The 14,207-nt window shown below is 74.0% G+C and carries 8 protein-coding genes; 3 read left to right on the plus strand and 5 right to left on the minus strand.

Going from position 1 to position 14,207, the window contains the following annotated elements; all coding sequences use genetic code 11:
- The first annotated feature begins 41 nt into the window (after nt 1–41).
- From ACGF5U_RS12140 to ACGF5U_RS12150, 3 genes are all read left to right on the plus strand, one after another.
- A complete protein-coding gene (locus tag ACGF5U_RS12140) occupies nt 42–5,246 on the plus strand; it encodes a DNA repair ATPase (protein ID WP_392709943.1) in 5,205 nt (1,734 codons plus the stop codon).
- A 207-nt stretch (nt 5,247–5,453) separates the two neighbouring features.
- Complete coding sequence (locus ACGF5U_RS12145; protein WP_392710628.1) at nt 5,454–7,274, plus strand: prolyl oligopeptidase family serine peptidase; 1,821 nt, start codon at nt 5,454–5,456, stop codon at nt 7,272–7,274.
- 50 nt (nt 7,275–7,324) lie between these two features.
- Nucleotides 7,325–8,101, plus strand: a complete 777-nt coding sequence (locus ACGF5U_RS12150; protein WP_392709944.1) for an SURF1 family protein — start codon at nt 7,325–7,327, stop codon at nt 8,099–8,101.
- A 284-nt stretch (nt 8,102–8,385) separates the two neighbouring features.
- On the opposite strand, the gene ACGF5U_RS12155 is transcribed toward ACGF5U_RS12150, so the two are convergent.
- The 5 genes from ACGF5U_RS12155 to ACGF5U_RS12175 all read right to left on the minus strand — a co-directional run bounded on the left by ACGF5U_RS12155 (nt 8,386) and on the right by ACGF5U_RS12175 (nt 14,093).
- Nucleotides 8,386–9,666: a hypothetical protein gene (locus ACGF5U_RS12155; protein ID WP_392709945.1), complete on the minus strand. Its 1,281-nt coding sequence runs from the start codon at nt 9,664–9,666 to the stop codon at nt 8,386–8,388.
- Entirely contained in the window at nt 9,663–10,355 is a 693-nt protein-coding gene (locus tag ACGF5U_RS12160) for a SigE family RNA polymerase sigma factor (RefSeq protein ID WP_392709947.1), read from the minus strand. The genes ACGF5U_RS12155 and ACGF5U_RS12160 overlap by 4 nt, the downstream gene beginning before the upstream one ends.
- A 261-nt stretch (nt 10,356–10,616) precedes the next feature.
- Nucleotides 10,617–11,852 carry an Asd/ArgC dimerization domain-containing protein gene (locus tag ACGF5U_RS12165; protein WP_392709948.1) on the minus strand — a complete coding sequence of 412 codons (1,236 nt, stop codon included), beginning with the start codon at nt 11,850–11,852 and terminating at the stop codon, nt 10,617–10,619.
- A gap of 7 nt (nt 11,853–11,859) precedes the next feature.
- A complete protein-coding gene (locus tag ACGF5U_RS12170; protein ID WP_392709950.1) occupies nt 11,860–13,131 on the minus strand; it encodes an aspartate kinase in 1,272 nt (423 codons plus the stop codon).
- Between the two features lie 212 nt (nt 13,132–13,343).
- Nucleotides 13,344–14,093, minus strand: coding sequence for an ABC transporter permease (locus ACGF5U_RS12175; RefSeq protein ID WP_392710629.1), 750 nt, complete (start codon nt 14,091–14,093; stop codon nt 13,344–13,346).
- Between the last annotated feature and the right edge of the window lie 114 nt (nt 14,094–14,207).

A 14,207-nucleotide genomic window follows, 5' to 3' on the forward strand; every position in this document is an offset into this window, starting at 1 on the left:
GCTCCGGGCCGCTTTTATCCGAGGAGAGGGAAGCAGCGAGGATGAGCACCGAGCGCGCGACGCACGTCACGACGACCACGCCGGCCGGCGCGGCGACCCCGGCACCGGCCGGGGCCCCGGCACCGGCTACGGCCCCGGCTACGGCCGCGGCTACGGTTCCGGCCCAGGCCGCAGGTGCGGGTGGCGCCGGGGGCACGGGCGCGGGCGCCGCTGGGGGCGCGGGCGCCGCTCGGGACACGGGGGCGGGCGCGGGCGCCGCCGCCGGGGCGGGCGCGGCCACGGGGGCCGCCGGGGTCGACGCCGCCGCGTACGACGTGCTGCGCGCGCGGCTCGCCGCCCAGGGCGCCGAACTGGCCCGCCGCGTCGAGAAGCTGAACGCCCGTCGGGTCGAGACGTTCGGCTCCACCGAGCTGCGGCTCACCGGCACCGCGCGGGCGCACACCGGGCGGCCGGCCGTCGCCCGGGACCTCGTGGCCGTCGGGGACGTCCTGCTGTTCGGCTACAACGGCTCCGGCGCGGGCGAGATCACCGTCCCCGACGTCCTCGTCCCGCTGGACCGGGACATGAACCCGCTGCCCGCGGACGCGGTACCGGGACTGCTGGACGACCCCTCCTTCGTACGGGAGTTCACGGCGCTGTACCGCTACTACCGGGGCTCGCGGCTGCTCCGGCTGCGGCTGGTGGACGGCAAGCTCCTCGCGGTGTTCAGCACCGGCGAGACCGCCGCCGACATCCGCGTGCTCCGCTGGCGACTGCACGCCCACACCGGGGTAACGGCCGGCGTCCGGGCCGAGTTCCTCGACGCGCGGGGCGAGCGCGACCACGTGCTGCCGCCGTCCCAGGACGTCGAGTGGACGGTGACGACCCGCGACGACCACGAGACGGTCGACGGCACCCCGTTCGTCCGGGTCCCGGACTCCGGCGTGCTCGTCGGGACGACCGGTGGCTCCCTCACCGTACGGAGCGACAGCGGCGGCTACCAGGAGCCGGTCACCGAGCCCCTGCAGTCCCTCGCCGACGCCGACATCGCGCACGCGCGCGTGGGGGCGCTCGTCCTGCTGCGCGTCCGCCCGTACAAGGAGGACACGGACCGGTACCTGGTCGTCGACACGATCACCGGGAACACCGTCCGGCTCGACGGAATCGGGCAGGCCTGCCGCAGGCTCCCCGAGGACCACGGCATCGTCTTCCCCGGCGGTTACTGCCTGGCGGGCGGCGGGCACAAGACGTTCGACACCGACCCGGCAGGGCTCGCCTTCGAGCGGGCGATCGTCTCACCCAATGGTGAGGACGTCCTGTACGCGTTCCACGCGCGCGTGGAGGGCCGTACGCTCCTCCTCCCGTACAACCTGATCCGCAAGACCGTGGCCGCGCCGGTGAGCTGCCACGGGTACGCTCTGGCCGACGACGGCACGCTGCACGTGCTGCGCGGCGGGCCCTCCGGGGACCCCGCGCGCGTGCACCCCGTCCAGGTGTGGCAGAGCCCGTTCGTCTCCGACACGTACGCCGCGTCCCGGCCGGTCGGCAGCGGCCCGCTGGACCGCGTCGGCAACGCCGACCTGGTGCACGGCATCTCCGACTGCCTGGCCGTCGCGCGGTCCGCGGCCGACGTGGCCGCGCCGGACGCGGCGGTGACCACCGAGGCGTACGAGGCGCTGCTCGCCGGCTGCGTCCGCGCGGGCGACCGGTACCACTGGCTGGCCGACGCCGAACTCGGCGACCCGCTCACCCCGCTGACCGGGCTGCGGACGACGGCCGAGCAGGTGCTCGCCGAGTTCGCGACGGTACGGACCCTGACCCGGCAGGCCGCCGACGCGCTCGCCGAGACCGCCGCGCACATCGCCGGGCTCGTCCGGCGCAGCCGCGGCGAGGCACCCCGCACCGCACCGGAGTGGGTCGCCCGCCTCACCGAACTGCGGCGCGCCCAGGGACGGCTCATCACCCTCAAGGAGATGCGGTACGCCGACACGGCCGCGATCGACGCGCTCGCCGCCGACATGGCCGGCGACCTCGCGTCGTTCGGGCAGCGGGCCGTCGCCTTCCTGTCCCGGGACGACGCGTTCGCCTCGTACGACGAGGACGTGGAGCGGCTCACGGACGAGGCCGGGGCCATCGCGACCGCCGCCGAGGCCGACCCGCTCACGGCCCGCCTGGACGAGCGGACCGAGGGCCTGCGTACCGTCACCGACGTCGTCACCGGCCTCGACATCGGCGACGCGACCGTACGGACCGCCATCCTGGAGCGGATCTCCGCCGTGCTCGGCGGCGTCAACCGCGCGCGTGCCACGCTCGCCGCGCGCCGCCGCGAGCTGACCACGGCCGAGTCACGGGCCGAGTTCGCGGCGGAGACCGCGCTCCTCGGGCAGGCCGTGACGGGCGCGCTGGCCGCCGCCGACACCCCCGAGGCGTGCGACGACCAGCTCGCCGGGCTGCTCCTGCGGCTGGAGAACCTGGAGGCCAGGTTCGGCGAGTCCGACGAGGCACTGGGGCTGCTCGCGGCGAAGCGCGACGAGGTGTACGAGGCGTTCGCCGCCCGGAAGCAGTCCCTCCAGGACGCCAGGGCACGCCACGCCGAACGGCTCGCGTCGTCGGCCGCGCGCGTCCTGGACACGATCACGCGCCGACTGGCGTCGCTCGCCGACACGGACGAGATCAACACGTACTTCGCCTCCGACCCGCTGGTCGCCAAGGTGCGCCGCACGGCGGACGAACTGCGCGCCCTGGGTGACCTGGTACGCGCGGAGGAGCTGGAGGGCCGGATCGCCTCCGCACGCCAGGAGGCCGCGCGGGCGCTGCGCGACCGGACCGACCTGTACGCGGACGGCGGCACGGCGATCCGGCTGGGCGGGCACCGGTTCGCGGTCAACACCCAGCCGCTGGACCTGACGCTGGTGCCGCACGGCGACGACGGGCTCGCCTTCGCCGTGACGGGCACGGACTACCGGGCGCCGGTCACGGACCCGGGCTTCGCCGACACCCGGCCGTTCTGGGCGCAGAGCCTGCCGTCCGAGAACGCGGACGTGTACCGGGGCGAGTTCCTCGCCGCCCGGCTGCTGGCCGAGCACGGCGCCGACGCCCTGCGCGCCGCGCCCGACCTGGACGCGCTGGTGCGGTCGGCCGCCGAGGCCGCCTACGACGAGGGGTACGAGCACGGCGTCCACGACCGGGACGCGGCGCTCATCCTCGGCGCGCTGCTGCGCCTCCACGCGGAGGCGGGCCTGCTGCGCTACCCGCCACGCGCGCGTGCGGCGGCGCAGGAGTTCTGGGCGTACGGCACGGACGACACCGCCCGGCGGGACTGGACGCTGCGGGCCCGGTCGCTGGCACGCGCGCGTGCGTCGTTCGGAACCGCTCCGGGCATCGAGGAGCTGCGGGCGGAGCTGGCGGCGGCGATGACCGCGACCTCAGCCACGCGCACCTTCACGGGCACGTTCACGGGCACGACGCCGGATGGGACCGGCGGCGGTGACGTGGGTGGCGGGGGCGACGGGGGTGCCCTGGCAGCGGAGTACCTCTTCGAAGAACTGGCCACCGCGCCCGACGGCTTCGTCACGGGCGGATCGGCCCGCACCCTGGTGGAGAAGTTCCGGCACGCCGTGGACACCGCCGCGTACGAGCAGGACCTCGCCGGGATCACCGACACCGGCGCCCGCCGGCGGCTCATCGCGTCCTGGCTGGCGGCGTTCGCGGCCGCGAGCGGCGACCGGCCCGACCCCGGCGACCTCGCCGAGGCCGTCGCGCTGGAGCTGTGCCCCGGCCTGGCCCGCTACGACCGCGACGCGCCGCTCACGGAGACCGTCGACGGCCTGCTGGGCGCCCACCCGCGCGTCGAAGGCCGGGCCCTGCGCGTACGCCTGGACGAACTGCTCCACCGCGTCGGCGGGTTCACCGCCCGCACGGCGCCCGCGTTCCGCGCGTACCAGCGGCGGCGCGCCGCGCTGGTCGCCGCCGAACGGGAGCGGCTGACCCTGGACGCGTACCGGCCGCGCGCACTGTCGTCGTTCGTGCGGGGACGGCTCGTCGACCAGGTGTACCTGCCGCTCGTCGGCGACAGCCTGCACAAGCAGATGGGACCCGGCGCCCACGGCCTGCTCCTGCTGATCTCCCCGCCCGGCTACGGCAAGACGACGCTCATGGAGTACGTCGCGGAACGCCTCGGCATGCTGCTGGTGAAGATCGACGGCCCGGCGCTGGGCCACCGGGTCACCTCGCTGGACCCGGACGACGCGCCCAACGCCACGGCCCGCCGCGAGCTGGAGAAGATCCGCTTCGCGCTCGCGGCCGGCAACAACGTGCTGCTGCACCTGGACGACATCCAGCACACCTCGCCCGAGCTGCTCCAGAAGTTCATCCCGCTGTGCGACGCGACCCGCACCCTGAACGGCCACGACCTGCGCGGCAAGCGGTTCGCGGTGTGCATGACCGCCAACCCGTACACCGAGTCGGGGCAGCGGTTCCGGATCCCCGACATGCTCGCCAACCGGGCGGACGTGTGGAACCTCGGTGACGTCCTGACCGGCAAGGAGGAGGCGTTCGGCCTGAGCTTCGTCGAGAACGCGCTCACCGCGAACCCGGTGCTGGCGCCGCTCGCCGGGCGCGACCCGGCCGACCTGGACGTGCTGACCCGGCTGGCCGCCGGCGACCCGACGGCCGACGCGAACCGTCTCGGCCACCCGTACGCGGCGTCCGAACTGGACGCCGTCCTGGCGGTCCTGCGGCATCTGCTGACGGCCAGGAGGACGGTGCTCGCCGTGAACGCCGCGTACATCGCCTCCGCCGCCCGGTCCGACGACGCCCGCACAGAGCCGCCGTTCCGGCTCCAGGGTTCGTACCGCGACATGAACAAGATCGCCGCCCGGATCTCGCCGGTCATGAACGACGCTGAGCTGGCGGCCGTCGTCCAGGACCACTACACGGCGGAGGCGCAGACCCTGACCGGCGGCGCGGAGGCGAACCTGCTGAAGCTGGCCGAACTCCAGGGGACGCTGACCCCCGAGCAGGCGGCCCGCTGGGCGGAGCTCAAGGCCGCCCACGTCCGCACCCGCGCCCTCGGCGGCCCCGACGAGGCCCCGCTGACCCGCGCGGTCGCCGCGCTCGGCCTGCTCGCGGACCGGATCGCCGCGATCGAGTCCGCGATCACCCGGGCGACGGACCCCCGCACGGCCCCGGCGAACCCCGCGGCCCGCCACGCCTCCCGCCCGACGCCGCTCAGGCCGACTCTCCGTCAGGACAGGGGAGACGACTGAAGGGCAACAAGACGGGGGCTGCGCCTGCGGCCATCGGAGCCACAGGGACAGCCGAGGCGACGGGGACAGCCGAGGTGACAGAGACAGCCGAGGTGACGCGAACGGCCCGGGGTGCGGCGGGGTCGCTTCTGGTCACACCCGCACCGGCCCGCTCGTCGGGCCGTGGTTATCCACAGGCTCGGCGGGATGTCGGTGGGGCAGAGCATGATGGAGGGCATGACTGAGCCGACTGACGTGCAGACCGGGGCCGATGTGGCCATGCCCGAGTGGGAGAAGCGGTTCCGGGCGCCGCGGGTCTCCCTGCCCGAGTGGGCGCTCGACGCGCCGAGCCGCGCGCTGTTCGTGTCGAACGCGACCGGGACGTACGAGCTGTACGCCTGGGACCGGGAGACGGGTGGGCAGCGGCAGGTCACGGACCGGCCGAACGGGACGACGGACGGCGTCCTGTCGCCGGACGGGGAGTGGATCTGGTGGTTCTCCGACACGGACGGTGACGAGTTCGGGGTGTGGATGCGGCAGCCGTTCGGCGGCGGGGACGACGAACCCGCGGCGCCGGGGCTGGAGGCGTCGTATCCGGCGGGGCTGGCGATCGGGCGGGACGGGACGTCGGTGATCGGCCGGTCCACGGACGAGGACGGGTCGACCATCCATGTCGTGCGGCCCGGCCGGACGCCGCTGGAGATCTACCGGCACCGGGAGTCGGCCGGGGTCGGGGACCTGTCGCACGACGGCACGCTGCTCGCCGTCGAGCACACCGAGCACGGGGACGCGATGCACTCGGCGCTGCGGGTGGTGCGGCTGGACGGTTCGGTGGTGGCCGAGCTGGACGACACCAAGGGCGGTACGGAGGAGCTGGGGCTCTCCGTGCTGGGCTTCGCGCCGGTGGACGGGGACACCCGGCTGCTGGTCGGGCATCAGCGGCGCGGCCGGTGGGAGCCGATGCTGTGGGACGTGGCGTCGGGCGTCGAGACGGACCTGGCGCTCGATCTGCCGGGCGATGTGTCGGCGGAGTGGTTCCCTGACGGGTCCGGGCTGCTGATCGTGCACAGCTTCGAGGCACGCAGTGAGATGTGGCGGTACGAGATCGCGACGCGCGACCTGGTGCGCGTCGACACCCCGGCCGGGTCCGTGTCGAGCGCCACGACGCGCCCCGACGGGACGGTCGAGTACCTGTGGTCGTCGGCCGCGCACGCGCCGGTGGTGCGGTCGACGGCGGGCGGTGTCGTGCTGGACCCGCCCGGTATGAAGGCGCCCGGATCGGTGGCCGTGGAGGACGTGTGGGTGGAGGGTCCCGGCGGCCGTGTCCACGCGCTCGTGCAGCGGCCCGCCGGGGCCACGGGCCCGCTGCCGACGGTGTTCGACATCCACGGCGGGCCGACGTGGCACGACAGCGACGCGTACGCCGCGGGGCCGGCCGCCTGGGTGGACCACGGGTACGCGGTGGTGCGGGTCAACTACCGGGGCTCCACCGGGTACGGCCGGGCGTGGACGGACGCGCTCAAGCACCGGGTCGGGCTCATCGAGCTGGAGGACATCGCGGCGGTACGCGAGTGGGCGGTCTCGTCGGGCCTGGCGGACCCGGCGAAGCTCGTCCTGACCGGCGGCTCCTGGGGCGGTTACCTGACGCTGCTGGGCCTCGGCACGCAGCCGGAGGCGTGGGCGGTGGGGATCGCCGCCGTGCCGGTCGCCGACTACGTGACGGCGTACCACGACGAGATGGAGGCGCTGAAGGCGATGGACCGCACGCTGCTGGGCGGTTCGCCGGAGGAGGTGCCGGAGCGGTTCGAGGCGTCGTCGCCGCTGACATACGTGGACGCGGTGCGGGCGCCGGTCTACATCTCGGCGGGCGTCAACGACCCGCGCTGCCCCATCCGCCAGATCGACAACTACGTGGACCGGCTCGCGGCCAGGGGAGCCGTGCACGAGGTGTACCGGTACGACGCGGGCCACGGCTCGCTGGTGGTGGAGGAGCGGATCAAGCAGGTGCGGCTGGAGCTCGCCTTCGCCGCCCGGCACGTGGAGGCGTGACGCCGGGACCCGGCGGGAGGGGAGGCGAGCGCGTTCCGTACCGTGGAGGGGTGTACCGGTTCCTGACGACCCCCCGCTGGTGGGGGATCAACGCCTTCGTTCTGCTGGCGATCCCGTTCTGTGTGCTCATGGGGACCTGGCAGCTGGGCAGGTTCGAGGACCGCGTCGACTCGCACCGGCAGGCGGAGCAGCGTCCCTCGTCGGGCGCGGAGGCGGCGGCGCCGCTGGCCGAACTGCTGCCGGTCGACAAGGAGACCTCGGGGCGGCAGGCCACGGCGTCGGGCCGGTACGGGGAGCAGTTCCTCGTTCCGGAGCGGGAGCTGGACGGCAAGAACGGCTCCTATGTGCTGACGCTGCTGCACACGGCGGACGGCAAGGCCCTGCCGGTGGTCCGGGGGTGGCTGCCCGTGGGCGCCACCGCCCCGGCGCCGCCGGCCGGCGAGGTCACGGTGACGGGCGCCCTGCAGGCGTCCGAGCACGCGGGGACCAACGGGGTGCGGGCGAAGGGCGGCCTGCCGTCCGGCCAGCTCGCCATGATCAGCGCCGGGCTGCTGGTGAACGTGGTGCCGGCCGAGGTGTACGACGCGTGGATCACGCTCACGGACGCCCCGGCGGGCCTGACCCCGGTCCCGGCGACGGCACCGGCGGGCACCGGACTGGATCTGAAGGCGTTCCAGAACCTCGGTTACACGGGCGAGTGGTTCGCGTTCGCGGGGTTCGTGCTGTTCATGTGGTTCCGGCTGTTCCGCCGCGAGGCCGAAGCCGCGCGTGACCGGGCCCTGGGGCTGACGCCCCCGGACGCCCCGGACGCCCCCACCCCCGCCTGACGCTGCCCCCGCCAGACGCTGCCGTCGCCTGACGCTGCCGCCCGGCTGCGCTGCCGCCCGGCCGATGCTGCCCCCGCCAGGCGCTGGCGCCCGGCTGACGCTGCCGCCCGGCTGGCGCTGCCGTCGCCACAGCTCGGCCGAGCCGGGGACTCGGCACCGCTGTCGGCGGGACGACGACCCGGAGGGCCGAGCCGTAGCGGCTCGGTGGCACTCGCGGGCGCGGCAGCCCCGGGGCGGCCCCGTCACAGCCCCGGGCCGCCGGTGGCGGCGCGGCCGCGTGAGGGTCAGGCCGTGGGGGTCATGCCGGTGCGGTAGATCGTGCCCGCGCAGGCGTGGGAGACGGTTTCCGAGGCGGACGGAGCGCCCGGTTCGGCGGTGTGGGTGATGGTGACGCTGCCTGCCGCCGGGGTGCCGTCGGCCGGGACGAGCTGCGGTTCGGCGCCGGTCTTGTCGGCGTCCGCCGTACCGCCCGACGTACCGCCGTCGGGAAGTGTGCTCGGGCTGGGCGAGGTGCCGCCGCTGTCACCGCCGGTGCCGCCACCGTTCACCGGGCAGGTCTCGCTCGGCACCCAGGCGAACTTCACCTCGTACGCCGACGAGGGCTTCAGTACGAGCGTCTCCGCCTCGCCCGCCGGGTCCGGCAGGCCGGTCGCCGCGTCGCCCGCCGTGTGGCGTACGACGGTGATCCTGCCGGGGTCGGCGGCGCCGTTCGCGGTGAAGGCGACCGTGCCCGGGCCGGTGACCGCGCAGTCGTCGCTGGAGACGTTGGCGACCCGGAAGGTGCCGTAGACCTTGCCCTCCGCGTCCCGCTCCGAGCTGGACGTGGAGGCCACGCCCAGCTGGCCGGCATCGCACACCGGCACGGTCGAGGGTGCCGAGCTGGAGGGGTCCGTACCGTTCACGGTGCCGTCGGAGGCGCCGGCGACGGCCTCCTGCGGCTTCTCCTGGTGGCCCTTGCCGCCCTGCCCACCGGTGGTCAGCTCACCGGACTTGCTGCCGGCGGCCTGGTTGCCGCCGTCCTCGCCCGCGTCGTCGCCGGTGCCGCCCTGCGCCTGCTCGCCGTGCCCGGCGTTGACCGGCCGGTCGTCGGATGTGCCGTCGGAGTCGGCGACGTGCACGAACGCCGGGACGCCGGTGCCGAACAGCAGCACCGCGGCCGCCGCGCCGACCAGGGCCTGACGCTTGCGGGCGCGCCTCGCGGGCACGGCCTTGCGCAGATGCTCCAGCGCGCCGTCGGCGGGCCGCAGGTCCTGCACCGCGCCCTGGAGCAGTCGGCGCAGCGCCAGCTCGTCGCCGTCGAGGGCGTTCAGCTCGTCCCCGCCGCCCGCGCCGCCCGCGACGTCCCCGCCGTCCCCGACATCGGCGCCGCCCGCGACATCGGCCGCGTCCGCCACATCGGCGGTGTCCCAGGCGTCCGCGGTGTCCCGGGCGTCCACGGTCTCCTCGCCAGCCGCCCGCTCCCCGGCGCCCGCGCCGTTCGCGGGGTTCGGGGCGTTCAGATCGTCCGACGCGCTGTGCCCGTTGTCCACAGTTCCGTTCCCGAATTCGTCCCTGGATTCGCTCACTTCGTGGCCTCCATGGCCACGCGCAGTGCCGCGATGCCCCGGGATCCGTATGCCTTCACCGAGCCGAGGGATATCCCCAGCGTCTCCGCGACCTGCGCTTCCGTCATGTCCGCGAAGTACCGCAGCACCAGTACCTCGCGCTGTCTGCGCTGGAGCCCGCGCATCGCCTTGATCAGCGCGTCCCGCTCCAGCCGGTCGTACGCGCCCTCCTCCGCGCTGGCCATGTCGGGCATCGGTTTGGAGAGGAGTTTCAGCCCGAGTATGCGCCGGCGCAGCGCGGACCGGGACAGGTTGACCACGGTCTGCCGCAGGTACGCCAGGGTCTTCTCGGGGTCGCGCACCCGTTTGCGCGCGGAGTGGACGCGGATGAACGCCTCCTGGACGACGTCCTCGCAGGAGGCCGTGTCGTCGAGGAGGAGCGCCGCGAGACCCAGCAGCGACCGGTAGTGGACGCGGTAGGTCTCGGTGAGCAGGTCGACGGTGGTACCCGCGGAGCTCGCCTCTGCGGCGCCGTCACGCGGCGACGGTATACGGGTGCGTCTGGCAGCGGGCATGGGAGCGATCACCGGCAGCCCACCGGGCCCACCGAGCCCGACGAGCCCGCCGGGTCGACGGGGGCGCCGGAGAGGGCGGACCGGGGCGCCGCCGCGGAACGGGGCCGCCAAGGGGATGTCGAGTACCTCTGCCACGCCTGTTGGACACGTCTCCCCCAGTCAGGGTTGTACGCGCACGCCCCCGTTTTTGACCGGGCGTCGTCTGCCCTCATGCGTATCCGCTCTTCCCCAATGCCCCTGTTCGCGGTACGAAGGGGGCGACCGCAGAGACGCTTCCCGCCCGCCCGCTGTCGCGGCACGACGGAACGCATCGTCGAACAATGCCATCGCCCCAGTTCAAGCGCGCAGGCCGGGACCTGCCACAGGGCGTTAACAGATCCTACAAAGGCGCGGCGGTCAGTCCACCGGGTATCCGGTGCGTACTCCGTTCGGCGGTGGGCCCGTGAGCCGCTCGGCGGCGATCGCCTCGGCCACCTGGGCCGCGTTCAGGGCGGCGCCCTTGCGCAGGTTGTCGCCGCAGACGAAGAGCTCCAGGGCCCGTGGGTCGTCCAGCGCGCGGCGGACCCGGCCGACCCAGGTCGGATCGGTGCCGACGATGTCGGCGGGCGTCGGGAAGTCCCCGGCCGCCGGATCGTCGTACAGCACGACTCCGGGTGAGGTGGCGAGGATCTCGTGCGCGCGGGCGACCGTGACCTCGCGCTCGAAGCGGGCGTGCACGGAGACCGAGTGGGCGGTCACGACGGGCACGCGGACGCAGGTCGCCGCGACGCGCAGCTGCGGCAGGTCGAGGATCTTGCGGGCCTCGGCCCTGATCCGCAGCTCCTCCGACGACCAGCCGTCCTCGGCGAGCTCCCCGGCCCACGGCACGACGTTCAGCGCCAGCGGCGCCGGGAACGGCGCGGCTTCCTCACCGCGCCCCACGATCCCGCCGCGCCCGACGACGTCGCCCCGCCCCACGATCCCGCCGCGCCCGGCGGCGTCGCCCCGCCGCGCCGTCCCGCCGTGTCCCGCGATCCCGCCGCGTCCGGCGCGCGGGCCGCCGCCCGCCTCGACCGCGCGGCGCACGTCACCGGGCGTCGTGCCCAGCTCCGTACCGGCGACCAGCGACAGCTGCTCCCGCAGCGCGCCCACACCGGCCTGGCCGACCCCGCTGGCGGCCTGGTACGTCGAGACGACCAGTTCACTGAGCCCGAACTCGGCGTGCAGGGAGCCCACCGCGACGATCAGCGCCAGCGTCGCGCAGCCGGGGCTGGCGACGATGCCGCGCGGGCGTACCCGTACCGCGTGCGGGTTGATCTCGGGTACGACGAGCGGCACGTCCGGATCCGTCCGGAACGCCGGCGAGGCGTCCACGACGACCGTGCCCCCGGCGGCGGCGATCGGCGCCCAGTGGGCGGCGATCTCCTCCGGCACCAGGAACAGCGCCACGTCGACGCCGTCGAGCGCCGCTTCGTCGAGGGCGATGACCTCGGTCATCTCGCCGCGCACGGTCAGCTTGCGGCCGGCCGAGCGCGGCGAGGCGATCAGGCGTATGTCGCCCCAGATGTCGGCGTGCTGCGACAGGATCTGGAGCATCACCGCACCGGCGGCTCCGGTCGCTCCGACGACCGCGAGTGCCGGCTTGCGGCTCATCGTGGCGTCACCGGCCGGTGCCGCCGTACACGACGGCCTCGTCCGAGTCGCTGTCCAGGCCGAAGGCGGTGTGGACGGCGCGGACGGCCTCGTTGACGTCGTCGGCGCGCGTGACCACGGAGATGCGGATCTCGGACGTCGAGATCAGCTCGATGTTCACGCCCGCGTCCGACAGCGCCTCGAAGAAGCCGGCCGTGACACCCGGGTTCGTCTTCATGCCGGCGCCGACGAGCGAGATCTTGGCGATCTGGTCGTCGTAACGCAGCGACTCGAAGCCGATGAGGGTCTTCTGCTTCTCCAGGGCGTCGATGGCCTTGCGGCCCTCGGCCTTGGGGAGCGTGAAGGAGATGTCCGTCAGACCGGTGGACGCGGCGGAGACGTTCTGCACCACCATGTCGATGTTGATCTCGGCGTCCGCGATGGTGCGGAAGATCGCGGCGGCCTCGCCCGGCTTGTCCGGCACGCCGACGACGGTGATCTTCGCCTCGGAGGTGTCGTGGGCGACACCGGAGATGATGGCCTGCTCCACCTTGCGGTCCCCTCGCGGTTCGTTGCTGACCCACGTGCCCTGGAGCCCCGAGAAGGACGACCGGACGTGGATCGGGATGTTGTAGCGGCGTGCGTACTCGACGCACCGGTGCAGCAGCACCTTGGAGCCGGAGCTGGCGAGCTCCAGCATGTCCTCGAAGGAGATCCAGTCGATCTTCCGGGCCTTCTTCACGACCCGGGGGTCGGCGGTGAACACGCCGTCGACATCGGTGTAGATCTCGCACACCTCGGCGTCGAGTGCCGCCGCCAGAGCCACGGCGGTCGTGTCCGAGCCGCCGCGCCCGAGGGTGGTGATGTCCTTCTTGTCCTGGGACACGCCCTGGAATCCGGCGACGATGGCGATGTTGCCCTCGTCCAGCGCCGTACGGATCCGGCCCGGCGTGACGTCGATGATCCGCGCTTTGTTGTGGACGGAGTCGGTGATGACGCCCGCCTGGCTGCCCGTGAACGACTGGGCCTCGTGGCCCAGGTTTTTGATCGCCATGGCCAGCAGGGCCATGGAGATCCGTTCTCCGGCGGTCAGCAGCATGTCGAACTCACGCCCGGCAGGAATGGGGGATACCTGCTCGGCGAGATCGATCAACTCGTCCGTCGTGTCGCCCATCGCCGATACCACGACGACCACCTGGTGGCCGCTCTTCTTGGCATCGACGATTCGCTTGGCGACGCGCTTGATGCCCTCGGCATCGGCAACGGAGGAGCCTCCGTACTTCTGCACGACAAGGCCCACGTGCGCTCCTCGCTCAGTCCGTTTGCGGTCGGCTCAGTCTAACGAGCGGCCGGGAAACGCCCCCGGAGTACCACATCCTGAGATGTCCCGCTCAAGAAGTGATCTTCCACAGTCGTCATGGGGCGTTTCACGGCCGCTCGGCCCGGTACCTGCCCGGAAGTCCCACCCGTACGCGGAACGTGTGCCGGGTCACAGCGCCGACCGCCCGGGTACTACCGCGCGTCCCTGTGGCGCAGGGCCAGTACCCCGCCCGCCAGCGCCAGCACGGTCCAGGCCAGCAGCACGGCGAACCCGGACCACGGGCCCAGCACCCCCGGCACCTGCACGACCTGCGCGATCCGGATGCCCGCCGAATCGGGGAAGAACTCGGCGGCGGTACGCGTCGCCGGCAGCGAGCCGAGGATCGGCGACACCAGGAAGAAGAACGGCATCAGCAGCCCGAGCGCCGTGAGCGGACTGCGCAGCACCGCCGCCGCGCCCAGCGAGAAGACGGCGATCAGGGCCATGTACAGGCCGGCGCCGACGACCGCGCGCAGCACGCCCGGCTCGGTCAGGGACGTCCCGTACGGGCCGAGGGCCGCCTGGCCCACCGCGTACGAGGTGAACGACGTCACCTCGCCGACCACCAGCGCGACACCGCCGACCACGGCCGCCTTGCAGCCGAGCAGCAGGCCCCGGCGCGGGACGGCGTGCAGCGAGGTGACGATCGAGCCGCTGCTGTACTCGCCCGACACGGCGAGCACACCGAACACGATCATCGCGAGCTGGCCGAGGACCATCCCGGCGAAGCTGGTGAAGACGGGGTCGGCGGCGGGATCCGCGCCCTGCTCCAGCTGCCCGCTCACCTGCCGCGTCAGCAGGGAGAAGCAGAGCGCGAGGACGACCGTCACGGCGAACGCGGACGACAGGGTCCACACGGTGGACCGTACGGTGCGGAGCTTGGTGAACTCGGACAGGAGCACGGCCGCGACCTTGCCCCGGCCGTCGCGCGGCGCCCCCCGGCCGGGAGCCCCCGAGCCGGCCGCGCCCTGGCTGGGAGCGCTCGGGCCGGGCGCGCCCTCGGCGGTTGCCTCCTG

Origin of the sequence: Streptomyces sp. NPDC047886, from assembly GCF_043204435.1 — a bacterium.
In the GTDB taxonomy this organism is placed as follows: domain Bacteria; phylum Actinomycetota; class Actinomycetes; order Streptomycetales; family Streptomycetaceae; genus Streptomyces.